A 24,931-nucleotide genomic window follows, 5' to 3' on the forward strand; every position below is an offset into this window, starting at 1 on the left:
CTGGCATCAACATGATTCGACGTGTCATATAGGACGCCCGGCCCCCGCTCGCCCGATCGAACTGCGCAAGTGTGATTTCATTTATGCGAACTGTCGTGGCTGCCCGAGCGGCCAGCCGGCGGCAAAACGGCCCCTATTTGCGCGCGGCGCAACTGCCAGCGCGTGTCCGGATTTGCGGGAAAATGCCTTCACGGCGGCGGGCAAGGCGTTAGGGTAGGGGCATGGACGAAGTCGGCGCGATCGTGGTGGGGGCAGGCGTGGTCGGGCTCGCGGCGGCGCGGGCGCTGGCACTGGGCGGCCACGAGGTGATCGTGCTCGAACGCGAGAAGCAGTTCGGCATGGTCACGTCCAGCCGCAACAGCGGGGTGATCCACGCCGGGCTCTATTATCCCGACGGATCGCTGAAGGCGCGGCTCTGCGTCGAGGGGCGCCACCGGCTCTATGACTTTTGCGAAAAACGCGGAGTGCCTCACCGGCGTTGCGGAAAGCTCATCATCGCCGGCGACGAGGCCGAACTGGCGGCGCTGGACACGGTGATGGCGCGCGGCGCCCGTGCCGGGGTGGAAGACCTCGTGTGCCTCACCGCGCAGCAGGCGCGCATGATCGAACCGGCGCTGGCCTGCGCGGGGGCGGTCCATTCGCCGTCGAGCGGCATCGTCGACCAGCACGGACTGATGCTGGCGCTGCTGGGGGAGGCGGAAGCGCTTGGGGCGATGCTGGTCTGCGAGACCGGGGTGGATGCCATCGTCCGGGCCGGATCGCTCTGGTGCGTGCAGGTCGGCGATACGCGGCTGGCGGCGCCGATCCTCGTCAATGCCGCGGGGCTGGGCGCGCAGGCGCTGGCGCGGACCATCGAGGCGCTGGAGCCGGGGCTGGTGCCGCCGCTGTTCCATGGCAAGGGCTGCTATTTTTCCTATTCCGGCAAAGTGCCGTTCTCGCACCTGATCTATCCGGTGCCCGGCCCGGCGAGCCTGGGCACCCATTTTACCCTCGATCTCGACGGGCAGGCGCGGTTCGGGCCGGACATCCATTGGGTCGATGCCATCGACTATACCGTCGATCCCGCGCTCAAGGGGGAATTTCTCGCCGCCGCGCGGCGGATCTGGCCCGAGGTCGAGGAAGAGCGCCTCCAGCCCGCCTATGCCGGGGTTCGCCCCAAGCTGGCGGGGCCGGGCATGCCGGCGGCCGATTTCATGCTGCAGGGCGAGGCGGACCACGGCCTGCCGGGGCTCATCAACCTGTTCGGGATCGATTCTCCCGGCCTGACCTCGTCGCTCGCTATCGCGGAGCGGGTGGCGGCGATGGCGGGGCGGCGGGGCAGCTGATCCGGAAATGCGCGCCGGTGGCGGCGGGCAGCAGCGCAAGGTCGCCGCCATAGGCCCCGAGCAGCGAGCGGGCGATCGGCAGGCCGAGCCCGGTGCCGCCCTGTTCGCGCTTGCTGGTGAAGAACGGCTCGAACACGCGGGGGCGGTCGGCTTCGGGGATGCCGGGGCCATCGTCGACAAGGTCGATCCGCACGCCGTTGGCGTCGCTGGCGAGCGTCACGGCGAGGCTGCGGGCTCCGGCTTGCCGGGCATTTTCGGCGAGCGTGGTCAGCACCGCTTCCAGCGCGTCTCCGTCGATGGACACCGCGGGCATGGCTTCGGGCAGATCGAGCGTGACGGCAAAATGTTCGCCCGAAAGCGCGTCGGCAACCGCGGCCAGGATCTCTCCCGGCTGGGCGGCGGCTTGCGCTGCGCCGACATGGACGTCGGCGCGGGCCAGTTCCATCAGCCGCCCGACCAGCCGCGACAGGCGCCGCGCGTCGGCGGCCATGTTGGCGAGGAACCGCTCGCTATCCGCAGGCGACATCTGCGCGCCGTGATCCTGCAGCAGTTCGATGGCGCCGGAAATGCCCGCCAGCGGGGTCTTGAACTCGTGGCTCAGCGAGGCGGCAAAATCGCGCAAGTAGCGCGAGCGTTTCTCGATGGCGTCGGCCATCTGCTCGAAATCCTCGTAGAGGGCACGGATCTCGACGACTTGCAGGGTCGGCTGGCGGGAGGGGACGCGGCGGCCCGAGGCAAGCGCGCGGGTGGCCCGGCTGAGGCCCTCGATGGGTCGCACGATGGCGCGCGACAGCACCGCAGACAGCACCAGCAGCATCGCGAAGATCGCCGCCACGCCCAGCGCGATCTTGCCGCGGTCCTCGTAGATGCCCAGGAACAGCGCGCGCGGCGAGCGGGAGAGGAGCAGGACGCCCACCACCTTGCCTTCCACCACGACCGGGCGGGCATGGTGCAGGCGGATGTTGGCGGCGCGGCTCAGCCAGTCGAGTGCGTGGCGGGCGGGATAACCGGCGTTCTCGCGCAGCACGGTGGTCGGCACGCCGGCCAGCGCGGCATGGACTTCGGGTAGCGTGGCAAGGCTTCCGCCGGCTTGCGGGCCGTTGAGCAGGATGCCCTGACGGTCCAGCATCAGGATCGAGGCGAGCGTCGTCACCTTGGTTTCCTGAAACGCCGGCATCATCCGCCAGGCCAGCGCCACGGCGGCGGGATCGGCCACCGCCCCCGCTGCTGCCCTGGGGCGGGGCGGCAGGATGGGGGAGGAGCGCAAGTCCACCTCGGTCACGCGGTCGTGGTAGCGTTCGGGGACGGCGGGCGGCGCGGCTGGCAGCGGGGCGGGAAGCGCGATCCCGCTGCCCACCACGGCGGCGCTGGCGGCGAGCGCGGCGCCTTGGGCGACCAGCTCCGCCTCGGTCCGCCGCACCAGCGCATTTTCGTAGACGCGCAGGAAGATCGCCCCGAACCCCGGCAGCGCGGCGACAAACAGCAGCGTGCCCAGCAGGATCGTGCGCAGGCGCAGGATCGGCCAGCGCCGGGCGACCGCGGCCTTGGTGCGGGCCCAGAGGCGCATCATCCCGGCGCGGCCGCTCCGCTGCAGGCGCCGAGCCGGTAGCCGATCCCGGCGCGCGTCTCCACCAGGTCGCAGCCGCCCGCTTCGGCGAACTTGCGGCGCAAGTTGCGGACATGGCTGTCGATCGTGCGGTCGGTCAGCGCGAAGCCGGGGCCGCGCAGCCGGTCGATGATCTGGTCGCGCGAGAAGATGCGGGTGGGCCCGGCGAGCAGCGTGCGCAGGATGGTGAATTCGGTCACCGTCAGGCTCACCTCGCGGCCATGCCACTGCGCGGTCCAGCTTTCGGGATCGAGGCTCAGCAGGCCGTGGCGCAGGACCGCGACGGTTTCGGCGGGCGCGGCAGCCGAGGCGCCGCGCCCGCCGGTGCGGCGCAGGATCGCCATCGCGCGGGCCACGACCTCGCGCGGGGAAAAGGGCTTCACGACATAGTCGTCGCCGCCCAGTTCGATGCCCAGCACCCGGTCGATCTCGTCATCGCGCGAGGAGAGGAAAAAGATCGGCACGTCACTGGTCGCGCGCAGGCGGCGGCAGACTTCCAGCCCGTCCATGCGCGGCATGTTGATGTCGAGGATCACCAGATCGGGGCCGTGACGCGCGACCTGGGCCAGCGCGTCCTCGCCGTCGCCCGCCTCGATGGTCTGGAGACCGGCCTTGCCGAAGGCGAAGACCAGCAACTGGCGGATATGGGGATCGTCGTCGACGAGAAGGATCGTGCCGGGCATGGCGGCCATGTTCATTTCCTGGAAGGTCCGTGTCAACGCGGCGCAGCGGGTTGCGTCGGGGATTGTGCGGGCGGCGCCGGAGACGGCGTCGGGGCCGATGCGGTGGCCGGTGCCGGTGCTGGGACGGGTGATGGCGGCTCGGCGGGGAGCTCGGCGATCACCGAGCCGTCGCAGTCCCGCAAGCCGCCGCCAAGGTCGGGCCGGGGCAGCGTGGCGGCGATGGTGCGCGCCTGTTCCTGCCGGCGCATGTCGATCAGGCCCAGGGCGACCGGCTGGCGCTGCTGCGTGTCGAGACGGACCGCCTGCACGCGCGCACGGAACCCGGGATTCAGGCCGCGCCGCTGTTCGAGTTCGAGCAGGGGCAGCAGCGCCGAGCCGCCCATGCGGTTCAGGTAGCACAAGTCCAGCGCGGCGCCGCGGCCGCCCACCTCGCGGGCATGGCGCACGTTCCAGCGCGCCGCCATGGTGCCCAGGTCGACAAAGCAGAACCCTGTCAGCACCAGCGCGGTGGCGGCCAGGTTGACGTTGACCAGCCAGGCCGAACTGCGATTCCGCAGCAGCCGCCAGCAGATCGTGGCAAGACCGAAGGCGACCAGCACCATCCACGCCAGCGCGGCGATGCGCAGCCTCGTCAGTGAATAGGCTTCGATGTAGTCCGCCGTGCGCTGGATCGAGGAGGCGACCAGCACGATGTTCTGCATGATCCACAAGGTCACCAGCCTGCGGATCGCGGGCGAACCGGCGGTCTCGGAGCCCGGACGCAGCGCGATCAGCACGAACAGCGCGGCGAGAAGCGCGGTGGCGATCAGCGGGTAGGCGCCGCGGTGCGCGTAGTCGGCCAGGGTCATGCCCGGCGGCAGCGCGGCCGTGCCCCAGAGATAGGCGGCATCGAGCAGGTTCTGCACGGCGAAGATGGCGTTGAATACCACCAGCGAGAGGGTGATCGAGGCGGGCGAAAACCCGGGCAGGCGAAGCTCGCCGCGCCCTTCGAACAGCGGCAGCGGGTGCCTGAGCAGGCCCGGGCGCAGCAGGCTCCAGGCCATCGCGAAGACTATCGTCCAGAGGATCGCGCGGCCCCCTTGCGCGACCAGCGAGGTGTCGATCGACAGCAGCGAGGAGACCGCGCCGGCCAGGATCGGGTTGGCGGCGCAGAACAGCGCGACGATCACCGCGCCGCCCAGCAGCGGCATCGTCAGCAGCGATGCCGCCCGCCGCAGGCCGATGCGCCTGCCGTGCCCGGCGGCACGCACCTTCGCGATGCGCCGCATGTCGAGCAGCGGAGCGAACGGTGCGCGCAGGGCCTGCCAGAACAGGCGCTGCGCCCAGCGCCAGCCGTCGTCGAACCGTCCGGTTCGCGCCAGCAGGGCGGCCATGCCCGCCGCGAGCCAGAACAGCGTCCACGCCAGCGGCCCCGGATCCCAGGTCAGCGCCAGCGCGAACAGGCAGGCGGCCAGTGCGGCGGGCAGGCCGGGCTTGCTGCGGCGCAGTGCCGGGGTTCCGGCCAGCAGCGCCGCCAGCAGGGCAAGGGCCAGGAGGCCCCACGATCCATAGGCAAGGCCGCGCTGGTAGAGCAGCCAGTCCCCCACCGCGACCACGGCCAGACCCAGTCCGAGCTTCCACCGGAAGCTGGCCCCCAGCGGGGCGGCGGCGAAGTGCATTTGTGTATCTCCCTGATTGACGGGAGCCATCATTCGGCGGGCGGCGGGCAGTTTATCGCGGGATCGCGGTCAATTGTCGGCGCAGGCGCGTTGCAGAAATGGTGCAGGCAGAAATGGTGAAGGCCGAAGCGGTGAAGGCCGAAGCGGTGAAGCTCCTGCGGCCGGCGCCCGCAGGCAAGGGCTTTGCATTCGGCGCGAGGCGCGATAGGCGCGGGGGATGATGAACATTCCCTGGGACCAGCCGGCAACGCTGATCGATCTGGACGGCAAGACGCCGGTGATCGGCGTGATGCTCGAATGCGTGATGCACTTCGCGCTTTTCAAGCCTTTCGCCAAGGAGCAGGCACGTATCCTGCTGACGCGGCCGGTGTTTCGCGAAGGCCGCAAGACCCGCACCTGGGTGCTCAATCCCGACGAAATCGAAAGACTGGTGGAGCGGCTCAAGGCCGAACGGGAGGCGTCCCGGTAGGTCGGCGCGATCAGGCGGCAGCACCTGCGGCGATCGCGGCGGAAAGGGTGAGGATCGTGCGGGCGTGGCGCCAGGCCACGGCTTCGCGGTCGGCGCCGTAGCCGCCGCCCAGCGTGCTCGCCAGGGGAACGCCGCGAAGCCTGGCCTCTGTCGCCACAAACCGATCGCGCGCGGCAAGGCCTTCGTCGGTCAAGGACAGCCTGCCGAGCTTGTCGTCCGCGTGGGGATCGACGCCGGCCTGCAGCAGGATCAGGTCCGGCCCGAAATGATCGAGCGCCATGGGCAGCGATCCGGCAAGGGCATCGAGGTAGCCGGTGTCGCCGGTGCCATCGGGGAGGCCGACATCCAGCGAGGAGCGTGCCTTGCGGGCCGGGAAGTTCTTCTCGGCATGGATGGAAAGCGTGAAAATGTCGCCGCGCCCCGCGGTCAGGGCCGCCGTGCCGTCGCCCTGATGCACGTCCAGATCGAGGATGAGGATGCGTGAGGCGCTGCCTTCCTCGATCAGCCGGTTGGCGGCCAGCGCCAGGTCGTTGAAGACGCAATATCCCGCGCCGGTATCGGCCAGGGCATGATGGCTGCCGCCGGCGGAATTCGCGGCATATCCGTGCTGCAGGGCGAGCTTCGCGGCGAGCCAGGTTCCACCGGGCGAGAGCTGCGATCGCCGGGAGATGCGTTCGTCGATCGCAAAACCGATCCGGCGCTGCTTGGCTTCCGACACCGCGCAGCCGATCACTTCGTCGACATAGGCCGGGTCGTGGACGGCCTCGAGCCATTCCCGCGGCATGACGTCCGGGGTGTGAACGCGCATCGCCGCGCCGCTTTTGCCAAGCGCCCGCATGACCAGCGCATACTTGTCATGCAGGAACGTGCCGGTGCGCTCGGTTGCGACCACGTAGCCGGGGTGATGGACGACATGCAGCATGGCCATCGCGGTAGAACACCGAGGAACACAGGTCGAGCATGCATAGGCGCGCCGGGCCTCCCGGCGGCGGCCGGTGCTACCGGGGCGGCAGCAATGCCTTGTCGATGCGCGCGGCCACGCCGACACTGCGGCCTGCCAGGTTCGGGATCGAATAGCGCACCGCGCTTCCCAGGACTTTTGCCGCGTCGGACAGGCTCAGGCCGTAGTCCTGTTGCAGCCACTGTATCAGGCCCGTGGTCGCCGCCCGTGTCGCTTCATCGAGCGAGCCGGCCTGACCCAGCGTCATGATCTCGCCGGCCGTTTCGACCCGCGGCATCATGATGGCGGTTCCCTTGATGATCTCGACCGAGAATTCGACGTCCATCGAGGTCTCGAGTGCATATTGGGAGGTTTCGCCGTCACCCTGTAGGGCGTGTGCGTCGCCCAGGTAGAGCAAGGCGCCGGGCTGCTGCACGGGCAGGAGCACCGTGCTGCCCGCGACCACCTCGGGAAAGTCCATGTTGCCGCCCGCACGGCCGGTATCCCCCGTGGACAGCGGCGGCGAGGCGAAGCCGCTTGCCAGCCCGACCCCTCCCAGCATCGGTCGCAGCGGGATACGATAGCCGTTCAGCCGGCTCCCGGGCTCCTCCAGCGTCGCAAGGCCGTTTTCCCGGTCGAGGTGCCAGCGCACCGGGCGGCCAAGCTCGGAAGCCTTTGCACCCAGGCCCGCCCCCAGCACCCGTGTCACGATCGTGTCGAGGCTCTCCGCCCAATCCCGGTTGGGGGTCAGCTTGCGGATGTGGATGGCCAGCGTGTCGCCTTGCCGTGCGCCCGCGACAAAGAAGGGTCCGGTCTGCGGATTGCCGAACAGGGCGCGGGTGACGCCCTGCGCGTCGATGCCGCCGGAATCGACGGTCGACGTGCGCACGATATCGCCGGGCCAGATCGTCAGGACCGGTTCGCGCTCCGCCGAGAAGCTGTTGGCAAACGAGTGCGGGGCATAGTCGATCACGCGCGGCCGAGCGGTCGGGCGCTCGGGCACGGGACGGGCGGAAATGGTGAATGTCTGGCGCCTGTCCGCGAAATTGTTGTCAGGGTAGTCGGCGGTGCCCGATAGCCGGCCATTTTCCAGTCGTACCTCGAAGCGATACTCCGCCCCGCGCTGGTCGGTTGTCCGGAACCGCAGGGTCCGGCCGTCCACGGTCCCGGACAAGGGGGCACCGTCCCAGTCGCCGGAGACGACATTGCGCCGGATCGACAGGTCAAGCGTCGAATATTCCGGATTGCCCCATCGATCGACGGTCAGCACCCACTGACCGCCCAACGCGGACGGAGCCGGGGGCGAGGCCAGTGCCACGCTTGTCGACAGGCACAAGGCGCCAGCGGCTGTCATGGAACGCAACATCGGCTCTCTCCCTTTACCGACTACATATGTAATCAACAGGGGCGTTGGCAATGCGGAATGTGTTCACGCCGCTTGGAAGCGTGCCGCCGGTCGTTGCCGAAGTCCGGCCAGCAATCCCTTCGCGCGCAGGGCAAGAGATAGGCCCTGCCTCACAGAAACTGCAGAGGCAGGGCCTGAGGTGGTATGCCCGGTTTTGCCCGGGTCAGATTGCACCTCTGACGCAGTGCATGGGGTGGTGTACTGGGGTCAGCACTTGCGATCAGAGTGGTACAGCGCCCGAGGCGGTGTGACAGGCGCACCCTAAGCGGAAAATCGGCTGAAGTGGTGTAAAGCAATGTAAAATTGCCGTTCACCCGGTTGCCAGGCAGGCACAAGGTGGGGTTACGACCTGGGAGGGGGTGTCACCTGCAAGGAGTTGGACGTTGACGAGTGCAGGAAGCCAGCAAGTGCGGTTTTGGGGGCGGTGGTCTGCCGTGGTCGCGTTGGCCATGCTCGCGGGATGTGCAGGCAAGCCGCCAGTGGTTGTCCAGACCTTTGGTGCCCTGCCGCCGCCCGGAAGTGTCCGGATGCTGGTGGACGGCAACGTGACCCGGCCTTTGGCTGACGAACTGGAGGCCGGGCTGGTCGCGCAGGGGTTCTCCGCTTCCGATCGGGGCGCGTATCTCGTGCAATTGACGGTGTCCGATCTTCCCGGCCGGGCGGGACTGTTCGCGCCGAGCGAAGGAGGGGCGTCGGCAGGTGCGTGGCTTTTGGCGCCCAGCCGGTCCAGATCGAGGATGCAGCGGGTTGTTGTCCTTTCGCTCTCGGACAGGGCGACCGGCCGAAACCTCTACCGCGTGCTCGCCAGCGAGCCCCGCAAGGCAGGCAAGACTGGCAAGGCAGGACGGGCAGGCAAGGCAGGAAAGGCAGGACGGGCAATCTCCGACGCGCGGATCGTGGAGGCGGTCGCGTCCAGGCTTGCCGCTGCGCGTCAGGCTCCGGTTGAGTGAGTTTGCGACCTGACGGTCTGGAAACCGCTTGTCTTATGACATTACCGTCCGTTTGGGCCATGCTGGATTGCCCGGACCGGGGTGGCCACCCCGGTCCGGGCGGAAGGGGACGGATCGCGAAACCGCCGGTCGTTAAGGGACCGGGTTAGAGTAGGATCGCCCCTTTCTTTTCCATCAGGCCCGAACGGATACCGGGGTTTTGGACCCGGATGACAAGCATGGGACAGCGGAAAAGATGAGCGACAATCTACCACAGACAATCGGCATCGACATCTCCAAAGCGAGCCTCGATTGCCATGCCTACCCCGTCGGCGCCGAGCGCCAGTTTGCCAATACCGCCAAGGGGCACAAGGCGCTGATCGCCTGGCTGCGACAATGGCCGATCGAACGGATCGCCTACGAGGCAACCGGAACCTATCATCGCGCACTGGAGGCGGCGCTGACCAACTGGCCTTGTGTGAAGCTCAACCCTGAACGGGCCCGGCGCTTCGCCCAGGCGACTGGCACATTGGCCAAGACTGATCGCATTGACGCCATCCTGCTGGCTCGTATGGCCGCAACCTTGCAGCCAGCGGTCAGACCCGCTCGAAGCGCACAGCAGACCCAAATGGCGGAACTCATCAATGCCCGAGACGGCTTGGTTCGTGATCGCACCGCGCTCAAAAATCGTGAGAAAAATCTCACCATCGCGTTTCTCAAGCGCCAGTGTCGCCAGCGGCTCGAACAGATCGATCGACATATCGCGGCCCTCGACGCCGAGATCTCCAACCTGATCGCCGCCGATGCCGTACTCGCTCGTCGACACCAGATACTGACCAGCATCGCGGGTGTGGGAACGCTGACCGCCAACCAGCTCATCGCCACCATGCCCGAACTCGGCAGCCTTGAGAACAAGCAGGCCGCGTCCCTTGCCGGCCTTGCACCGATCGCGCGGCAATCCGGACAATGGAAAGGCAAAAGCTTCATCCGCGGCGGACGTGCCAACGTGAGGCAGGCCCTCTATATGCCGGCCCTCGTCGCCGCCCGATACAACCCTGATCTCAAGGCAAAATACCAACAACTCGTCACCGCAGGAAAGCCCGCCAAAATCGCCATCACCGCCGTCATGCGAAAACTCGTCGTGACCGCAAACGCTTTGCTCAAAGCCGATAGATGCTGGGCGCAATCTCAGGCTTGATCATCACGGATACTCTAGCCGATGATCGGCAGGGCGAGGGTGAAGGTTGCCCCCTGGCCCGGTTCGCTTTCGCAGCGAATGGCGCCGCCATGCCGCATCAGCACCGTGTGCACGAAACTCAGACCAAGCCCGACGCCATCGGTCTTGCGTCCGCCCCCCAGCGGAGCGCGGTGAAAGCGGTCGAATATCCGAAGCTTCTGTTCCGTCCCCAGCCCCGGGCCTTCATCGGCAATCGCACATAGCGCCCAGGCCCGGCCATCGGCGTCGACCTCGCGCTCCAGTGTGCAGCGGATGCCGCTTCCAGCCGGACTGTACTTGATCGCATTGTCCAGGATATTGATGAGCGCCCGTGTCATCAGCGAGCGTTCGACCTGCACCATCAGGCGCGCGTGCGTCTCGCTTGTCTCGATGTCGAGCGACCTGGCGGAAAGCTGCGGCCATAGATCGTCGACGGCGTCGATCATCATGTCGTTCAGCGACACTTCCTCCAGGGTATAGTCCAGCGCTTCCGCCCTTGCGAGCTGGACGAAGCCATCGGCAAGGCCCAGCGTGCGCTCCGCGTAATGCCGTATGCGCCGCGCAACCTCGGGGGCGATGGTTTCCGCCGGCGCCGTTTCCAGCACGGCAAGGATGGACGCCTGCGGAGAGCGCATGTCGTGGGTGAGCAGTTCGAGGATGTCGTCGCGCTGCCGCTGGGCTGCCCGCGCTTCGCTCACGTCCATGAACTGGACGATCCAGCCAAGGAAATTGCCCGCCAGCGAGCGTTGCGGCGCAAAGCGTATGGCAAAGGAATGGCCGTCGCGCGTCAATGTGTCATAGGCCACCGGGGCACCTTCGGCGCGCGTCGGCAGGGATAGCGGCTCGCCGGAACCAGGCTGCTGGAACCTGGCGAGAATGCCAAGGATGCGCGGCGGCGGATCGCCGCAAACCGCAGCTTTGCCGAACAGCGTTCTGGCGCAGGCATTGGCGAGCAGGATGTCGCCCTGCACGTTGGTGACAATGGTGGCATCGGGCAACTGGTCCAGCCGGTCGGCGATGAAGTGCTTCATGTCGCGATTGTCGGCGATCGCCGCGGTCAGCAGCGCGATCGTCGAGGGCAGGGCGGCTTGCGGTTTCTCCGCATGGTTTTGCGGGAAGATGGACCGGTCGGACCGCAGCCACTCGAGTTCGCGGCGCATGAACTGCTGGGTAATGGCCAGTTGCCGCCAGCCCCACACCGGGTAGACGATGCAGAGCGCCAGCAAGGCGGCGCAGGGCGGCAACCATACCCGAAGGTAAAGCAGGCAGGCCGCGCTGATCGCAAGCACGGCCATCGCGTTGACCATCAGGCACAGTGATGGGGAGAAGCGCGCCAGCGGACCCATCATCAGCATCAGCAGCCATAGCGGCGTCAGCGTGAACAGCATGGTGGCCGCCAGGCCGGCCTTCCGGATCAGCCGGTGGTCCAGAAGGGCGCTGAGGAGGTGGGCATCTATCTCCAGCCCCGATGCGGTGCCGCGCCCCGAAACCGGATAACGGGGGGCCAGGCCGGACGCGGTTGTGCCCACGAGCACTATCTTTCCGGCCAGCACGTCACGGGGGACGTTTCCATCGAGCAGCGCCGAGGCCGACACGCGGCGCCAGCGGTCGGGCCCGGTGAAGGGGATCATGGAGCCATTGGCGGAAACGGCATCGCCGGGAACGAGGGCGAGGTGCACCCGTTCCATCAGGTGCTGCCGGATCGGCGAGGCGCCGAGTTCGAGAAGGGCGGTGCGCACGACCCCGTCCGGGTCGAACGGATAGTCAGTAAAGCCGATGCCGGCGGCCGCCTTGCGGAGCAGGGCAATGGGTTCGACGACGTCGGCAGGCATGTCCGATCGGTCGGGCACGCTGACGAACAGCGGCAGAAAGACAGGGCCGGCCGCGGCACGGGTCATCGCGGCGGCGAGCCGCGCGTCGTCGGCTGGCGCGGCGGGTTCGGTGAACAGAACGTTGTAAGCGATCGCGCGCGGGCGTGCCGCGGCGATCCTGTCGATCATCGCGGCATGGACGCTGCGCGGCCAGGGCCACCGGCCTATGCGGGCAATGCTATGATCGTCGATTTCGACCAGCGCGATGCCTTGGTTGCTGCCCTGGCCGTCAAGCTGCTGGAGATGGTCGTAGACGAGATTGTCGATCCGCGACAACGAGCCTTCCGAAGCCAGCCAGGCCGTCAACAGGCTCGCGAGGATGGCGATGATCCACCACTGGACCTTCAGGCGAAGGCCAAGGTTCACTTGCCCGCTCCGACCCTCAGTTCATTGGTGGACGACCACTTGGTGTAAATGCGTTCCGGGCCCGTCGTCATGCTCATGACGCGCCAGTAATAGGTTCCGCCGGGAAGGTCGGTGATGACGAAGCTCGATCCTTTCAATCCGGTTTGATCGGCGACGGCGCCGGATCCGTCCGGATTGCGGGAAAGCTGAAAGCGGAACTGCGTGCCCGCAAGGTCGGGCCCGAGGTCGGGGGCATCCCAGCGGAACAGGTATTGGCGGTACTTGCCGGCGCGTCCTTCCTCGATGCTGGTGCGCAGGCGGTTGAGGCGTCTTTCGAAGCTGTAGGTGGAGGGCAGCCCTTCCAGACCGTTGGCGTCGATGGCCGAGGAACGCACGAAGTAGGTTCCGTTGCCGATGCCGCTGAACTGCGCTTCCGGCCCGTCCGAGCGGGTTTCGTCGATCGCCTCCAGGAAGCCCGCGTCCCGCGCGATCTGGATGTGGTAGGCCGCGGCGCCGGCAACCGGCTGCAACGCGAAACGCAGTGCCTCTTCGTCCTGAACCTTGTCAGCGGCGGTCAGGGCAGGCGGGGGAAGAAGCGGGACCGGATCGGGCAGGCTATCCTTGGTGCCGAAGCCGGCAGCGACCAGTTGCTCCACCTGGCCGCTTTCGCGAAACGCCACTTTCCCTTCAACGACCTCGACACGGGAACTGCTGTCTTGCGGATCGTAATTGACGCGGAACCGGGTGCCGCGCACCGAGGTCATGGCCCGCGGCGTCTGGAACTGGAAGGTGCTGTGGGGGTCCGTCATCGGCGTCACCGAACCCGTTGCCTGTCCGCGCGCGATCGTGAAGCGCCGCTCCACCGAATCCGCAAGCAGGGTGCGACGCAGCAGCTCGACCATGACCAGCGCCCTGGAGGGCAGCGATACCGTACTGGCATCGGGCAGGCGGAGCGTGACGAAGGAGCGGTCTGCCGTCTCCAGCAGGTCGCCTTCCTTCACTTTCATCCCGACCATCGCGGTGCGGGCCCCAACCAGGACTTTGCCGGAATAGCTCAGCACCGTTGCCTCGATGGGTTCCCGGCGCAGCAATGCGCGCGGGATCTTCAGGGTGCGGCCGGTCGGGATACGGCGCGGATTGGCGATGCGGTTCAGCTTCTGCACCACGGCATAGCCACCGGGGTTTGCCAGGTAGCGGATGGCGAGATCGTAAAGGGTGTCGCCCTTCAGTACCTTGTATTCGACATGTTCCGCCGGGCTGCGGGCGCAGACCGGGCTGGACGACAGCAAGGAGGCACCGGCCAAGAGCCAGAGGGCGTGCCGGGGGCGTGTGCGGGGGGACGTCATTGCGTCAGGTCTTCCAGTCGATAACCGTAGGAATAGATCGGCGTCAGCTTGAAGCCATTGGCGGGGCGCAGCGTCAGCTTGGTCCGCACGTTGGAGATGTGGGCGTCGAGCGTGCGCGTGGGCAGGCCCGGCTTCACGCCCCAGATCGTTTCCAGCAGATAGGCGCGGGACAGCGCGCGGTTGCGATTGCGAAACAGCAGGATGGCAAGGGCGAATTCCTTCGCCGTCAGGGCAATCGCACGGCCCTGGAACTCGGCGGTTTCCCTGCGGCTGTCGAACCGGAACTGGCCAAAGGTTTCGACCGGGCTGACAGGTTCCGGATAGGCGCGCCGGGCAACTGCGGTGACGCGGGCCAGCAGAACCGACGGTGATACAGGCTTGATGACGTAATCGTCGGCGCCGGCCAGCAGTCCCGTGACGATGTCCTCTTCGGCGGAGCGGCTGGTCAGCATGAGGGCAGGCGGCGGCGTGTCGAGGTTCGCGCGCATCCAGGCCAGCACCTCCAGTCCGGACATGCCCGGCACGTTCCAGTCCAGGATCAGCATGTCGAACGTCTCGCGGTGCAGATTCTGGACGAGGGCCTGGCCGTCGGCGAACGTGGTGCAGCTATTGCCGCTCGCAAGCAGGGATTTCTCCACGTAGCCGGCGAGTGCCAGATCGTCCTCCAGAATGGCAATGCGCATCGGTACTCCGCGTCAGGCTGGCGAGATCCGCCTTTCTGGGAGCCGCAATACCAGCGAAGCACTGAATGGGCAGCGGTTCTGTCGGGATTTTACATCGTTTTACAAGGTTTGCGGATTTTGCACTCCTTTACATGACAAAGTGCCGATGCGCTTCCACTCGGGCCTGAGGGAAAATCGACGGGAGCCGGCACGGAACCGGCCCGCAGAACAGGAACGCGAACGTGATGCTGAGTACGGCCAACGCGGACGGTATTGCTGCACGCCCTTCCGGTGTGCCCGGCCAGCACCGGCCCGTCCCCTCGCTGCCGGGCATGGCGGGTGTTGTCGGGGCCTGCTTCGATCTGGTTCCCTTTGCCCTGTGCGTCCTGGATCGGACGCAGCGCATCGTCTTCGCCAATGCGCAAATGGCCGCGATCGTCGGCGTACAGGCATCGCGCCTCGACGGTCGGTGCGTGACGGGCCTGTTTCCGGAGTTCGGACGCGTGCTGGCGCGAAGTTACGCCCTGGCCGAATCCGGCGAGGACATCTCCAGCCAGCGTGTCACCTGGCGGGGGCGCACGTATGCCCTCACGTTCAGTGCAACGTACGAAGCCGATGGAATGCTGGCTGAGATGCTTGTCGGTGCTGCCGACATCACGCGGGAAATCCGGCTGGAAACGCGCCTGCGCAGATCGCGGCGCCAATTGCTTGCGTCGCTTCGGGTCGACCATCTGACGGGCCTGCTCAACCGCCGGGGGCTCGAAAGCGCGGCGGTCCGGGGGTTGAGGCGCAGTTGCCGGCAGCAGCGCCCGATCGCACTGCTCATCATCGATATCGATTGCTTCAAGGCCTACAATGACCGCTTCGGCCATGTCGATGGCGATCGCTGCCTCGCGCGCATCGCCGGCACCATCGCCGCGCACGGACGCCGGGTGGGCGATGCCGTGGGGCGATACGGCGGTGAGGAATTCGTGGTCGTATTGCCGGATACCGATGCGGACGCTGCCATGCGCATCGCGGAAAGTTGCCGCTCCGCCGTGGAGGCTCTGGCGATCGGCCACCCTGACAGTCCTTCGGGCAAGGTGACGGTCAGCATCGGCGTGACGGCCGTGACCGGTGCAAGCGATTTGCGGATCGATCCGCTACAGGTGGCAAGCTGCATTCGAGCGGCGGATGGTGCGCTCTATGAAGCCAAAGCCTCCGGGCGCAATGCGATCCGCTTTCACGCGCCGTAAACGAACGAGCGGCAGGGTTCGGAGTGGGCGGGTGTCGCTGAACGCGCCTGCTGCGTATTGCCGAAAAGCCTCGGAGCGTGTCATGGCGGCGGTCTTTTTCATAGGCGAAAGGTCAGGTAGGCGGCGGCGTAGAACAAGTCGCGTCCCGGCTTGAACTTCTCCGAAACGTCGCCGTAGATCGTGTAGAAGCCGACTGTGGTGAAAGGATCGAGGGCATAGCGTCCGGCTGCCGTGGCCCGCTTTCCGAAAAAGCGGGAACCGGTTTCGTCGGCGCGCCGCAGCACTTGCCCTCCCAGCGCATAGACGCCGTCGTGGATAGAGGTGCGCCACAGGCCCGCCGCCGAGAGGTCGAGCGTCAGTTTCGCCGTCGGCTGGAGTGTCAGCATGGGCTGGAAGACCGTCAGGTTATGTGGCCCGAGGTCGCCGTTGTAGGTGAGCGGCTTGGGGAACAGCGGGCCATAGGTTCCCATCTTTCCGTCGCCGGGATTGCGATCGCCCGAACCCACGTCGACGCGCAGGGCCAGCCTGGGTTTCCATCCTCCCCGCCAGCCGTGGGCGATGGTGGCGGTGACGTAATAGGCGTCGATGTCGAGGTCGCCGAACGAACCCCACTGGCGGATGCCTTCGACATCGACGCTCCAGGCATCGGCCTTCCCGGCATAGCGCAGCGACAACGTACGGCGCCGGTCGCGCGCGGCAGGCGCGGTGGCGAAGGACAGGCTGGCGCGGTCGGAGGCGACGAACAGCATTTCCGCACGGCCCGTGAGGTTCCCGGTGCCGAACGTGCGTCCGGCGTGAAGCCCGGTGAGGTCGTAGTCGTGGTTGGTCTCGTCGTCGAACGTGCCCAGCTTTTCGAGCACTGCATGGCCGGTGAGGAAGCCACCGTCCCACGGACCCATCGTGCCCATGACGCGCAGCAGGTCCAGCGAGCGGCGGGTATTGGCGCCTTCGCGCATGTCGAACACGGTCTGGTTGCCAATGCCGATTTCCTGTCGGCCGATGCGTGCGGCAATCCGCGCCGTGCCAAGGGGGACATGGGCCTCGAGGAAGGCCTGGTGGAAGTCCAGCCGCCCTTCCTCGATCGGAGCGACCACGGAATCGAGTCCGGAACTGGTGGCGTGCTCCAGGTCCACGAAGGCGCGAAGAATGCCCTCGACCTGGAGATCGCCCCAGACGCGGGTGCGTTGCTGGAAGTTGCCGTCGTCATCCTGTGGGCCGCGCCCCCAGCGCTCGCCGATACGCAGTTCGGGGCGCAGCCGCAGTTCCCCGCCAAGCGAGGCATACGTGGTGCCGGCCAGCGGAATGTACTTGATCCGGGTCCAGAGATTGGCATCGCGCACGGCGCGAAAGCCGGAATAGTCCTCGTCGTGGTTGATCGGCTTGAAGGCCGGCCTGGGCGCCTTGGGACGGTTCGGACTTTGCGGCGCCGCGATCACGGCCTCGGCCTCGGCAGGCGAGGCGGCCTGTGCCGATACCGGCGCAGGTGCGTGTTCGGGCATCTGCGCGGTCGCTGCGGTCAGGGCATGCGCCAGGATCTGGAGCATCGATACTCTCCCATTTTTTCGTTTTTTCTGAAAGGCGTGACCTTGTCGCGAGCTCTATGCGACGGTCATGATCGTTCGCTCACGCCGCGAGAGCGCGGGCTTCCCGGCTGCGTTGCCGGCGGCGGCTCACGGCGTAGAGTGCAGTCGCCAGCACGGAGGCGAGGCCTGGAATGGAGAAGGCGAGGAAATTGAGCGCCATCGGCAGTTCGGCCGCGAGCAGCAGCCCGCCCAGCATCGGTCCGACGATCGCGCCGAGGCGGCCCATTCCCGAGGCCCAGCCCAGCCCCGTGGAGCGCACGGCGAGGCTGTAGAACTCCGCGACGCTGGCATAGAGCAGGATCTGCGTGCCGGTCGTGCCCGCACCGGCGATGAAGATCAGCAGGTAGAGGACCGGCATGGCGCTGTTGAGGCCGAGCAGGGCGATGCACAGGGCGCCAAGGGCAAAATAGGCCATGACCACGCGGGTCAGTCCCAAGCGGTCGGCCAGGCGGCCGCCCACGATCGCGCCGAACATGCCGCCGCAATTGAGAGCGAGCAGGAACGACAGGCTGGACCCCAGGCTATATCCGGCACTGCGCATCAACTGCGGCAACCACGAACCCAGCGCATAGACCATCAGCAGGCAGCAGAAGAAGCACAGCCACATGGACAGCGTGCCCAGCGTGCGGTCATGCCGGAACAGCTCGCTCACCGAGGCGCGGCCTGGGTCGGCCTCGCGCAGGACCAGCGGCGCGCCGGTGGCGGCCTCCGGGGAGATCTGGCGCAGCAGCGCGCGGGCCTTGTCCTGCTCGCCCTTGCGCACCAGGAAGCCGACCGATTCCGGAAGGCCGCGCAGGATCAGCGGAAGCAGCGCCAGCGGCACGGCGGCGGCCAGGAACATCGCCTGCCAGCCGAACCGGGGGAGCAGCCAGATGCCCAGCCCCGCCGCGACCATTCCGCCCACCGCATAGCCGCTGAACATCAGCGCCACGAGCGTGCTGCGCATCCGCTTGGGGGCATATTCGTTGGTCAGCGCCACGGCGTTGGGCATCAACCCGCCGCAGCCGAGACCTGCGGCGAAGCGCAGCAGGCCGAACATCGTCGGCGTCGTCACGAAGCCGTTCAGGAAGGTTGCCGCGCTGAACAGGGTGAAGCAGAGGGCGATGCATTTCTTGCGGCCGATCCGGTCCCCCATCGGCCCGAACACAAGCGCGCCGGACATCATGCCGAACAGCGCCCAGCTCGCCAGAGATCCGGCCTCGGGCGCGGTGAGTTGCCACTGCTCCATCAGCTTTGGAAGAACGACGCCGTAAATGAACACGTCGTAGCCATCGACTATAAGCAGCAGTGCGCAGGCGATGATTATCTTGCGATGCAGAGTTCCAAATCTGGCTTCGTCGACAAGACGGCCGACATCGATACCTTGCATATCGATTCCTCTCCCATTTTCACGTTTTGTGATTTTCCGGGACAGTGAATGGCCAGTAGAAGTTCAACAAATACCGTTTAAGTCCGATGCGAATACGCAGCGGGTATCGTGCGGAAACGTGCCGGTCACAATTCCTCGCCAAGCGCGGCAGGCACTTCGTAGCCCCACTGGGCATATTGCCGCGCGATCACCGAGGCCATGAGCGCCAGTTCGGGCGAGCGGTCTCCCGGTCGGTGGCTCATGATGATGGGGGAGGTGGCCGGTTCCGCCAGTTCGCGGAAGGCGACGTCGTGGCTGCGCGCGCGGCGCACCGATTCCGGGACGATGGCCATGCCTTCCTCCGCCGCGACGAGGCCGATGGCGATCTGCAGTTCGCGCGCCTCGTGAACGATCCGCGGTTCTATCGAATGATCGCGGAACAGCGAGATCACCTGGTCGGCATAGCTCGGGCGGGGCGCGCGCGGATAGATGATCTGCGGCTCGTCGGCCAGATCGCGCAGCGAGATCGGCCCGCTCCCGGCGGCCAAAGGGTGGTCGACCGGGAAGGCGGCGACGAGTTTCTCATTGCGCAGGATGATGCGGCGCACCGAAGGGTCTTCGAAACGGATGCGCCCGAAGCCGACATCGATGCGCCCGTCCTTCAGCGCGGCGATCTGGTCCAGCGTGGTGGCTTCCACCATGACCAGTTCCACGTTCTGTGCCACCTTGCGGAATTCGCGGATCAGTTCGGGCAGGCGCGCATAGATGGTGGAGGCGACAAAACCGATCACCAGCCGCCGCCGCTCGCTGGTGGCGGCGACCCGCACCATGGCCTCCATGTCCTCGATGCGCGCCAGGACTTGCAGGGCCTGGTCGTGGAGCAGGCGGCCGACGGCGGTGAGCCGCAGCGGGCGCGTGCCGCGATCGAGCAGCGGCGCGCCGACATGCGCCTCCAGTTGCTGGATCGCGCGCGAAAGCGGCGGCTGGGCAATGTGCAGCCGCTCGGCGGCGCGATTGAAGTTTCCTTCGTCCGCCACGGCCACGAAATAGCGCAGAAGGCGCACGTCCATCACGATAACATACCTCTCAGGTATGGACCCGTAACCGCATTGATCTTTGCAGCCGCTGCGGCCGGGGCCTAACTTTCCTCTCGAAAGCTAAACATTCGGGAGAGTCGCTGCAATGGCCCTGTTGAGCCAGGCTGATACCTTAATCGTCGATGTGCCGACGATCCGCCCGCATGTGCTGGCCATGGCCACGATGCATTCGCAGGCGATGGTGATCGTCCGCCTTACGGACAGCGACGGCGTCGAGGGCATTGGCGAGGGCACCACGATCGGCGGCCTCAGCTATGGCGAGGAAAGCCCGGAAAGCATCAAGTCCGCCATCGACACTTATATCGTCCCGGTCCTGAAGACCTGCGACATCGCCCAGGTCGGCGCGGCGATGGCGAAGGTGACCAGGTGCGTGCGCGGCAACCACTTCGCCAAGTGCGCGGTGGAAACGGCGCTGCTGGACATGGCGGGCAAGCGGCTGGGCGTGCCGGTCTCCGACCTCATCGGCGGCGGCCGCGTGCGGGACGAGATGCCGGTGGCCTGGACCCTCGCCAGCGGCGACACCGCGCGCGACATTGCCGAGGGCGAGGAAATGCTCGGTCTTCGCCGCCACCGCATCTTCAAGCTGAAGATCGGCAAGCGCGACGTTCGGGCGGACGTCGCCCACGTGGGCGCGATCTGCAAGGCGCTGGGGGACCGTGCCAGCGTGCGTGTGGATGTGAACCAGAACTGGAGCGAGGCGCAGGCCAAGCTGGGCATGGCGATGCTGCAGGATGTCGGCTGCGATCTGGTCGAACAGCCGATCGCCGGGGACGATATTGCGGCGATGACCCGCCTTGCCACGACGCAGGCGGTGCCGCTGATGGCGGACGAGGCGCTGCACGGTCCGCGCACCGCGCTGCGGATTGCCGCAGCCGGGGCGGCGGGCGTCTTCGCGCTGAAGATCGCGCAGTCGGGCGGGCTTTTCGCCACCGCCGAAGTGGCCGCCATCGGCACCGCGGCGGGCATCGGCCTCTATGGCGGCACGATGCTGGAAGGCGGCGTCGGCACGGCGGCTTCGGCCCATGTCTTCGCCACCGTTCCCGAGCTGGCCTGGGGCACCGAACTGTTCGGTCCGCTGCTGCAGACCGAGGAAATCCTCACGCAGCCGCTCGGCTATGGGGACTTTGCGCTGAAAGTGCCGACCGGCCCCGGCCTCGGCATCGCGCTCGATCCCGACAAGATCGCCTTCTTCCGGCGCGACCGCGCCACGACCCTTGGGGCCGCGCGCCTTCACGCCGTAAACGCAGGAGCCTGAACCATGCTGTTCATGGTCGAAATGGACGTCAACATTCCGCTGGACTTCGATGCCGATGAGGTCGCGAAGATCAAGGCCGCCGAAAAGGCCTACTTCCAGCAGCTCCAGCAGGCGGGCACCTGGCGCCACATCTGGCGCAAGGTCGGGCTCTATTCCAACGTCTCGATCTTTGATGTCGAGAGCAATGCGGCGCTGCACGACACGCTGATGGCGCTGCCGCTCTACCCCTTCATGACCATGAAGATCACGCCGCTCGCCCGGCACCCATCCTCCATCCATGACGACGATCGCTGATCGCCGGAGCCACTGAATACAGTCCTTGGGAGAGAATAAAATGGACGTCAGCTTCGTAAAGACCCCGGAAATCCAGCAGCTGCTCGACCGCGCCGCCGGCGTGAACGAGAGCGGCGGCAGCCCGCGCCTGAAGGCGATCATGCGTGACCTCACGGAATCGGTGATGGAGCTGATCGTCCGCCACGACATTTCCGAAAGCGAGTTCTGGTTCGCCATGAAGTACCTTTCGGACAGCGCGGGCGAGATCGGCCTGATCGTGCCCGGCACCGGCCTTGAGCACTTCCTGGACCTCTACATGGATGCCAAGGATGCCGAAGCGGGCCTCTCCGGCGGCACCCCGCGTACCATCGAAGGGCCGCTCTACGTTGCCGGCGCGCCGCTGGTGGAAGGCAATGTGAACCTTTCCGTCGACGAGGACGAGGGCACTACGGTCCTGCACATGACCGGCAGTGTCACCGGCCCGGATGGCGAGGTGGTGGAGAACGCGATCGTCCACGTCTGGCATGCGAATTCGAAGGGCTGGTATTCGCACTTCGATCCCACCGGCGAACAGACCCCGTTCAACAACCGCCGCCGCATCAAGCTGGGCAAGGACGGACGCTATGCGTTCCATTCCAGGCAGCCGAGCGGCTATTCGGTGCCCCCGGGCGGATCGACCGACCAGCTGATGCGGGCGCTGGGCCGCCACGGCAATCGCCCCGCCCACGTCCATTTCTTCATCGAAGCGCCGGGTTACCGGACGCTGACCACGCAGATCAATTTCGGCGACGATCCCTTCGCGGCCGACGATTTCGCCTTCGGCACCCGCGAGGGTCTGCTGCCGGTGCCCAGCCGCCAGGGCGACAGCGCCTACATCCAGTTCGACTTCCAGATGCAGCGCGCCGCCGATGCGGATGACGAGCACTTCTCGTCCCGCGTCCGCGCCGAGGCCGAGCCGCAGAAGCAGACCGAAACGGCCTGACCACAACGATAACGGGAGACAGGATCATGTACGAACGCCTCATGCACCGGGTCTCGACCGCCGTGGTCGATGACGTCGAAACCGGCGAGTTCCGCTGCCGCCGGGACGTCTTCACCGATCCGGCGCTGTTCGAACTGGAAATGAAGTACATCTTCGAAAGCAACTGGGTCTATCTGGCCCACGAAAGCCAGCTGCCGAACAAGAACGATTACTTCACGACGTTCATCGGGCGCACGCCCGTGATCCTGACCCGTGCCAAGGACGGCGCGATCAACGGCGTGATCAATGCCTGCGCACATCGCGGCGCCAAGCTGTGCCGCCGCAAGCGGGGCAACCAGCCGCTGTTCGTCTGCCCGTTCCACGGCTGGAGCTTCAAGCCCGACGGCAAGCTGCTGCGCGCCAAGGATGCCAGCACCGGCGCCTATCCGGAAAGCTTCGACCACGAAGGCTCGCACGATCTGACGCGCCTGCGCGTCGAGAGCTATCGCGGCTTCGTGTTCGGATCGCTGAACCACGATGTGCTGCCGCTCGAACAGCATCTGGGCGAGGCGAAAGTCATCATCGACCAGATGGTCGATCAGGCGCCCGAGGGGCTGGAAGTGCTCTCCGGCAATTCCACCTACACTTTCGACGGCAACTGGAAGATGCAGATGGAGAACGGCTGCGACGGTTATCACGTCAGCTCCGTTCACGAGAACTACCAGTCCACCATGGGCCGCCGCGCCGAAGGCGGCACCAAGGCGGTGGATGCCAACGGCTGGTCCAAGGCGCCCGCCAGCGGCGTCTATGGCTTCGAACATGGCCACATCCTGCTCTGGACGCAGGTGATCAATCCCGAAGTGCGGCCCATCTGGAACCACAAGCCGGAACTGGACGCGCGGCTGGGTGAGGAGCGGGCCAAGTTCATCATCGAGCAGACGCGCAATCTGGCGCTCTATCCCAACGTGTTCCTGATGGACCAGTTCTCCACGCAGATCCGCGTCGTCCGCCCGATCGACGTGCACACCACCGAAGTGACGATCTACTGCTACGCCCCCAAGGGCGAGAGCGCCGAGGACCGCGCCCACCGCATCCGCCAGTACGAGGATTTCTTCAACGTCACCGGCATGGGCACGCCCGACGATCTGGAGGAATTCCGGTCCTGCCAGAAGGCTTACGAAGGCGCGGGCGAGCTGTGGAACGACCTCAGCCGCGGGGCCAGGCGCTGGATCCACGGGCCGGACGCCAATGCTGCCGCGATGGGCATGAACCCGCTGCTCTCCAGCGAGCGCAGCGAGGACGAGGGCCTCTTCGTGCGCCAGCACGAGTTCTGGGCGCAGATCATGCTGGACGGTCTGGCGAAGGACGCGGCCAATCAGCCGCCGATGATGGAGGCGGCGGAATGAGCACGCTCGACATGACTCGTGAAACGCTGTCCTACCGCGAGATTTGCGCCTTCCTCTACCGCGAAGCGCGGCTGCTGGACGATCGCCGGTTCGACGAATGGCTGGAATGCTATGCCGAAAGCGCCGAATACTGGATGCCCGCGTGGACCGACGACGATGAACTCTGCACCGACCCGCAGACCGAAATCTCGCTCATCTACTACGCCAACCGCAAGGGGCTGGAAGACCGCGTCTACCGCCTGAACACGGAACGCTCCTCCGCCTCGACCCCGGAACCGCGCTCGGCGCACTTCATCGCCAATGTCGAAGTGCTGGAGAGCCGCGAGGGACAGGTGGACCTGCGCTACAACTGGCACACGCTGAGCCACCGCTACCAGCAGACGCAGCAGTTCTTCGGAACCACGTTCCTGACGCTGGACACCTCTGGCGATGCGCCCACGATCCTGAAGAAGAAGATCGTCCTGAAGGACGACTACATTCATCAGGTCATCGACATCTACCACGTGTGAGGAGGTGCCGGTGATCTTCAAGGCACGTTTCGCAGGCAAGGTCATGGTCGTGACCGGCGCGGCGCAGGGCATCGGGGCCGGTGTCGCCAGTCGCGCCGCCGCCGAAGGGGCCAGCGTGGTGCTGGTGGACCGCGCCGAATTCGTGACCGAGGTGGAGCAGGCCATCGTCGCGGCGGGCGGAAAAGCGGTTTCCGTCTGCTGCGACCTTGAGACCTACGAAGGCGCGGCCATGGCGATGGTCAAGGCGGTAGAGGCGTTCGGGCGGATCGACATTCTCGTCAACAATGTCGGCGGCGCGATCCGCATGCGGCCTTATGCCGAGTTCGAGCCCGCGCAGATCGATGCGGAAATCCGCCGCTCGCTGATGCCCACGCTCTACTGCTGCCATGCGGTGCTGCCGGCCATGCTGGGGCAGGGGGCTGGAACGATCGTCAACCTCTCGTCCAACGCCACGCGCGGTATTCGCCGGGTGCCCTATTCGGCGGCCAAGGGCGGGATCAACGGCCTGACCCAGAGCCTTGCCATGGAATATGCGGAAAGCGGCATTCGTGTCGTCGCGACGGCACCGGGCGGCACGAGCGCTCCCCCCCGCCGTGTCGCCCGCAACGCCGAAGGCGACAACGCGCAGGAGCAGGCATGGATGGCGGAAGCGGTGGAGCAGGTGACCTCCTCGGCCTTCCTGAAGCGCTACGGAACCCTTGAGGAGCAGATCGCCCCGATCCTGTTCCTCGCCTCGGACGAGGCCAGCTACGTGACCGGCACGGTGTTGCCCGTCGCGGGTGGCGATCTCGGCTAAACGGAGACACGCG

Annotated in this window: 23 protein-coding genes; 12 read left to right on the forward strand and 11 right to left on the reverse strand. The window is 66.6% G+C overall.

Annotated elements, in window-relative coordinates; all coding sequences use genetic code 11:
- Positions 1-221 precede the first annotated feature (221 nt).
- Complete coding sequence (locus tag CA833_RS18095; protein ID WP_207080691.1) at positions 222-1,325, forward strand: NAD(P)/FAD-dependent oxidoreductase; 1,104 nt, start codon at positions 222-224, stop codon at positions 1,323-1,325.
- Here CA833_RS18095 and CA833_RS18100 read toward each other — a convergent pair.
- The 3 genes from CA833_RS18100 to CA833_RS18110 are packed head-to-tail and all read right to left on the reverse strand — an operon-like array spanning position 1,279 to position 5,272.
- A complete protein-coding gene (locus CA833_RS18100; RefSeq protein ID WP_242526520.1) occupies positions 1,279-2,895 on the reverse strand; it encodes a HAMP domain-containing sensor histidine kinase in 1,617 nt (538 codons plus the stop codon). The two genes, CA833_RS18095 and CA833_RS18100, sit on opposite strands and share 47 nt — an antisense overlap.
- Positions 2,892-3,623: a response regulator transcription factor gene (locus tag CA833_RS18105; RefSeq protein ID WP_242526521.1), complete on the reverse strand. Its 732-nt coding sequence runs from the start codon at positions 3,621-3,623 to the stop codon at positions 2,892-2,894. The genes CA833_RS18100 and CA833_RS18105 overlap by 4 nt, the downstream gene beginning before the upstream one ends.
- A gap of 23 nt (positions 3,624-3,646) precedes the next feature.
- Positions 3,647-5,272 (reverse strand): DUF4153 domain-containing protein, encoded by a 1,626-nt coding sequence (locus tag CA833_RS18110; protein WP_207080692.1) that lies wholly within the window; start codon positions 5,270-5,272, stop codon positions 3,647-3,649.
- Between the two features lie 98 nt (positions 5,273-5,370).
- Between CA833_RS18110 and CA833_RS27195 the strand changes: the two genes are divergently transcribed.
- Both CA833_RS27195 and CA833_RS18115 read left to right on the forward strand, forming a co-directional pair.
- Positions 5,371-5,493, forward strand: a complete 123-nt coding sequence (locus tag CA833_RS27195; RefSeq protein ID WP_255535887.1) for a hypothetical protein — start codon at positions 5,371-5,373, stop codon at positions 5,491-5,493.
- Positions 5,490-5,741, forward strand: coding sequence for a hypothetical protein (locus CA833_RS18115; RefSeq protein WP_142638201.1), 252 nt, complete (start codon positions 5,490-5,492; stop codon positions 5,739-5,741). Before CA833_RS27195 ends, CA833_RS18115 begins: the two co-directional genes overlap by 4 nt.
- Before the next feature lie 10 nt (positions 5,742-5,751).
- Here the strand turns inward: CA833_RS18115 and CA833_RS18120 are convergent, their stop codons facing one another.
- Together CA833_RS18120 and CA833_RS18125 are read right to left on the reverse strand one after the other, a co-directional pair.
- On the reverse strand, positions 5,752-6,663 hold the full coding sequence (locus tag CA833_RS18120; protein WP_207081210.1) for a histone deacetylase: 912 nt from the start codon (positions 6,661-6,663) through the stop codon (positions 5,752-5,754).
- 76 nt (positions 6,664-6,739) lie between these two features.
- Positions 6,740-8,047, reverse strand: a complete 1,308-nt coding sequence (locus CA833_RS18125; protein WP_242526522.1) for an acetamidase/formamidase family protein — start codon at positions 8,045-8,047, stop codon at positions 6,740-6,742.
- Positions 8,048-8,613: 566 nt separating this feature from the next.
- Here CA833_RS18125 and CA833_RS18130 point away from each other — a divergent pair.
- Both CA833_RS18130 and CA833_RS18135 read left to right on the forward strand, forming a co-directional pair.
- A complete protein-coding gene (locus tag CA833_RS18130; RefSeq protein ID WP_207080693.1) occupies positions 8,614-9,036 on the forward strand; it encodes a hypothetical protein in 423 nt (140 codons plus the stop codon).
- A 235-nt stretch (positions 9,037-9,271) separates the two neighbouring features.
- A complete protein-coding gene (locus CA833_RS18135; protein ID WP_207077948.1) occupies positions 9,272-10,213 on the forward strand; it encodes an IS110 family transposase in 942 nt (313 codons plus the stop codon).
- A gap of 14 nt (positions 10,214-10,227) precedes the next feature.
- Here CA833_RS18135 and CA833_RS18140 read toward each other — a convergent pair whose 3' ends face one another.
- From CA833_RS18140 to CA833_RS18150, 3 genes are read right to left on the reverse strand one after another with little or no spacing between them, the layout of a single operon-like run.
- Positions 10,228-12,468, reverse strand: coding sequence for a CHASE2 domain-containing protein (locus CA833_RS18140; RefSeq protein WP_207080694.1), 2,241 nt, complete (start codon positions 12,466-12,468; stop codon positions 10,228-10,230).
- On the reverse strand, positions 12,465-13,793 hold the full coding sequence (locus CA833_RS18145; protein WP_207080695.1) for a FecR domain-containing protein: 1,329 nt from the start codon (positions 13,791-13,793) through the stop codon (positions 12,465-12,467). Before CA833_RS18145 ends, CA833_RS18140 begins: the two co-directional genes overlap by 4 nt.
- Positions 13,790-14,476: a response regulator transcription factor gene (locus tag CA833_RS18150; RefSeq protein ID WP_207080696.1), complete on the reverse strand. Its 687-nt coding sequence runs from the start codon at positions 14,474-14,476 to the stop codon at positions 13,790-13,792. Before CA833_RS18150 ends, CA833_RS18145 begins: the two co-directional genes overlap by 4 nt.
- 224 nt (positions 14,477-14,700) lie before the next feature.
- Between CA833_RS18150 and CA833_RS18155 the strand changes: the two genes are divergently transcribed.
- Positions 14,701-15,690 (forward strand): sensor domain-containing diguanylate cyclase, encoded by a 990-nt coding sequence (locus tag CA833_RS18155; RefSeq protein WP_242526605.1) that lies wholly within the window; start codon positions 14,701-14,703, stop codon positions 15,688-15,690.
- Positions 15,691-15,788: 98 nt separating this feature from the next.
- Here CA833_RS18155 and CA833_RS18160 read toward each other — a convergent pair whose 3' ends face one another.
- The 3 genes from CA833_RS18160 to CA833_RS18170 all read right to left on the reverse strand — a co-directional run bounded on the left by CA833_RS18160 (position 15,789) and on the right by CA833_RS18170 (position 19,691).
- Complete coding sequence (locus tag CA833_RS18160; protein WP_207080698.1) at positions 15,789-17,234, reverse strand: alginate export family protein; 1,446 nt, start codon at positions 17,232-17,234, stop codon at positions 15,789-15,791.
- 79 nt (positions 17,235-17,313) lie between these two features.
- Positions 17,314-18,642, reverse strand: a complete 1,329-nt coding sequence (locus tag CA833_RS18165; protein WP_207080699.1) for an MFS transporter — start codon at positions 18,640-18,642, stop codon at positions 17,314-17,316.
- Positions 18,643-18,767: 125 nt separating this feature from the next.
- Complete coding sequence (locus tag CA833_RS18170; RefSeq protein ID WP_207080700.1) at positions 18,768-19,691, reverse strand: LysR family transcriptional regulator; 924 nt, start codon at positions 19,689-19,691, stop codon at positions 18,768-18,770.
- Between the two features lie 112 nt (positions 19,692-19,803).
- On the opposite strand from CA833_RS18170, the gene CA833_RS18175 reads away from it, so the two are divergent.
- From CA833_RS18175 to benD, 6 genes are read left to right on the forward strand one after another with little or no spacing between them, the layout of a single operon-like run.
- A complete protein-coding gene (locus tag CA833_RS18175; protein ID WP_207080701.1) occupies positions 19,804-20,973 on the forward strand; it encodes a muconate/chloromuconate family cycloisomerase in 1,170 nt (389 codons plus the stop codon).
- A 3-nt stretch (positions 20,974-20,976) separates the two neighbouring features.
- A complete protein-coding gene (gene catC, locus CA833_RS18180) occupies positions 20,977-21,267 on the forward strand; it encodes a muconolactone Delta-isomerase (protein ID WP_207080702.1) in 291 nt (96 codons plus the stop codon).
- Between the two features lie 40 nt (positions 21,268-21,307).
- Entirely contained in the window at positions 21,308-22,228 is a 921-nt protein-coding gene (locus CA833_RS18185; protein WP_207080703.1) for a dioxygenase, read from the forward strand.
- A gap of 26 nt (positions 22,229-22,254) precedes the next feature.
- The gene (locus CA833_RS18190) at positions 22,255-23,613 is read left to right on the forward strand and encodes an SRPBCC family protein (protein ID WP_207080704.1); all 1,359 of its coding nucleotides are present in this window, start codon (positions 22,255-22,257) and stop codon (positions 23,611-23,613) included.
- On the forward strand, positions 23,610-24,122 hold the full coding sequence (gene benB, locus CA833_RS18195; RefSeq protein ID WP_207080705.1) for a benzoate 1,2-dioxygenase small subunit: 513 nt from the start codon (positions 23,610-23,612) through the stop codon (positions 24,120-24,122). The genes CA833_RS18190 and benB overlap by 4 nt, the downstream gene beginning before the upstream one ends.
- 10 nt (positions 24,123-24,132) lie before the next feature.
- Positions 24,133-24,918 (forward strand): benzoate diol dehydrogenase BenD, encoded by a 786-nt coding sequence (gene benD, locus CA833_RS18200; RefSeq protein ID WP_207080706.1) that lies wholly within the window; start codon positions 24,133-24,135, stop codon positions 24,916-24,918.
- The last annotated feature ends 13 nt before the right edge of the window (positions 24,919-24,931 follow it).

This window comes from Novosphingobium sp. KA1 (assembly GCF_017309955.1).
GTDB lineage: Bacteria > Pseudomonadota > Alphaproteobacteria > Sphingomonadales > Sphingomonadaceae > Novosphingobium.

What these genes read in the sequence shown, in the direction of transcription:
- CA833_RS18095 (WP_207080691.1), top strand. Translation starts at nt 222, where the DNA reads ATGGACGAAGTCGGCGCGATCGTGGTGGGGGCAGGCGTGGTCGGGCTC.
- CA833_RS18100 (WP_242526520.1), bottom strand. Translation starts at nt 2,895, where the DNA reads ATGATGCGCCTCTGGGCCCGCACCAAGGCCGCGGTCGCCCGGCGCTGG.
- CA833_RS18105 (WP_242526521.1), bottom strand. Translation starts at nt 3,623, where the DNA reads ATGGCCGCCATGCCCGGCACGATCCTTCTCGTCGACGACGATCCCCAT.
- CA833_RS18110 (WP_207080692.1), bottom strand. Translation starts at nt 5,272, where the DNA reads ATGCACTTCGCCGCCGCCCCGCTGGGGGCCAGCTTCCGGTGGAAGCTC.
- CA833_RS27195 (WP_255535887.1), top strand. Translation starts at nt 5,371, where the DNA reads ATGGTGCAGGCAGAAATGGTGAAGGCCGAAGCGGTGAAGGCCGAAGCG.
- CA833_RS18115 (WP_142638201.1), top strand. Translation starts at nt 5,490, where the DNA reads ATGATGAACATTCCCTGGGACCAGCCGGCAACGCTGATCGATCTGGAC.
- CA833_RS18120 (WP_207081210.1), bottom strand. Translation starts at nt 6,663, where the DNA reads ATGCTGCATGTCGTCCATCACCCCGGCTACGTGGTCGCAACCGAGCGC.
- CA833_RS18125 (WP_242526522.1), bottom strand. Translation starts at nt 8,047, where the DNA reads ATGTTGCGTTCCATGACAGCCGCTGGCGCCTTGTGCCTGTCGACAAGC.
- CA833_RS18130 (WP_207080693.1), top strand. Translation starts at nt 8,614, where the DNA reads ATGCTGGTGGACGGCAACGTGACCCGGCCTTTGGCTGACGAACTGGAG.
- CA833_RS18135 (WP_207077948.1), top strand. Translation starts at nt 9,272, where the DNA reads ATGAGCGACAATCTACCACAGACAATCGGCATCGACATCTCCAAAGCG.
- CA833_RS18145 (WP_207080695.1), bottom strand. Translation starts at nt 13,793, where the DNA reads ATGACGTCCCCCCGCACACGCCCCCGGCACGCCCTCTGGCTCTTGGCC.
- CA833_RS18150 (WP_207080696.1), bottom strand. Translation starts at nt 14,476, where the DNA reads ATGCGCATTGCCATTCTGGAGGACGATCTGGCACTCGCCGGCTACGTG.
- CA833_RS18155 (WP_242526605.1), top strand. Translation starts at nt 14,701, where the DNA reads ATGCTGAGTACGGCCAACGCGGACGGTATTGCTGCACGCCCTTCCGGT.
- CA833_RS18160 (WP_207080698.1), bottom strand. Translation starts at nt 17,234, where the DNA reads ATGCTCCAGATCCTGGCGCATGCCCTGACCGCAGCGACCGCGCAGATG.
- CA833_RS18165 (WP_207080699.1), bottom strand. Translation starts at nt 18,642, where the DNA reads ATGCAAGGTATCGATGTCGGCCGTCTTGTCGACGAAGCCAGATTTGGA.
- CA833_RS18170 (WP_207080700.1), bottom strand. Translation starts at nt 19,691, where the DNA reads ATGGACGTGCGCCTTCTGCGCTATTTCGTGGCCGTGGCGGACGAAGGA.
- CA833_RS18175 (WP_207080701.1), top strand. Translation starts at nt 19,804, where the DNA reads ATGGCCCTGTTGAGCCAGGCTGATACCTTAATCGTCGATGTGCCGACG.
- catC (WP_207080702.1), top strand. Translation starts at nt 20,977, where the DNA reads ATGCTGTTCATGGTCGAAATGGACGTCAACATTCCGCTGGACTTCGAT.
- CA833_RS18185 (WP_207080703.1), top strand. Translation starts at nt 21,308, where the DNA reads ATGGACGTCAGCTTCGTAAAGACCCCGGAAATCCAGCAGCTGCTCGAC.
- CA833_RS18190 (WP_207080704.1), top strand. Translation starts at nt 22,255, where the DNA reads ATGTACGAACGCCTCATGCACCGGGTCTCGACCGCCGTGGTCGATGAC.
- benB (WP_207080705.1), top strand. Translation starts at nt 23,610, where the DNA reads ATGAGCACGCTCGACATGACTCGTGAAACGCTGTCCTACCGCGAGATT.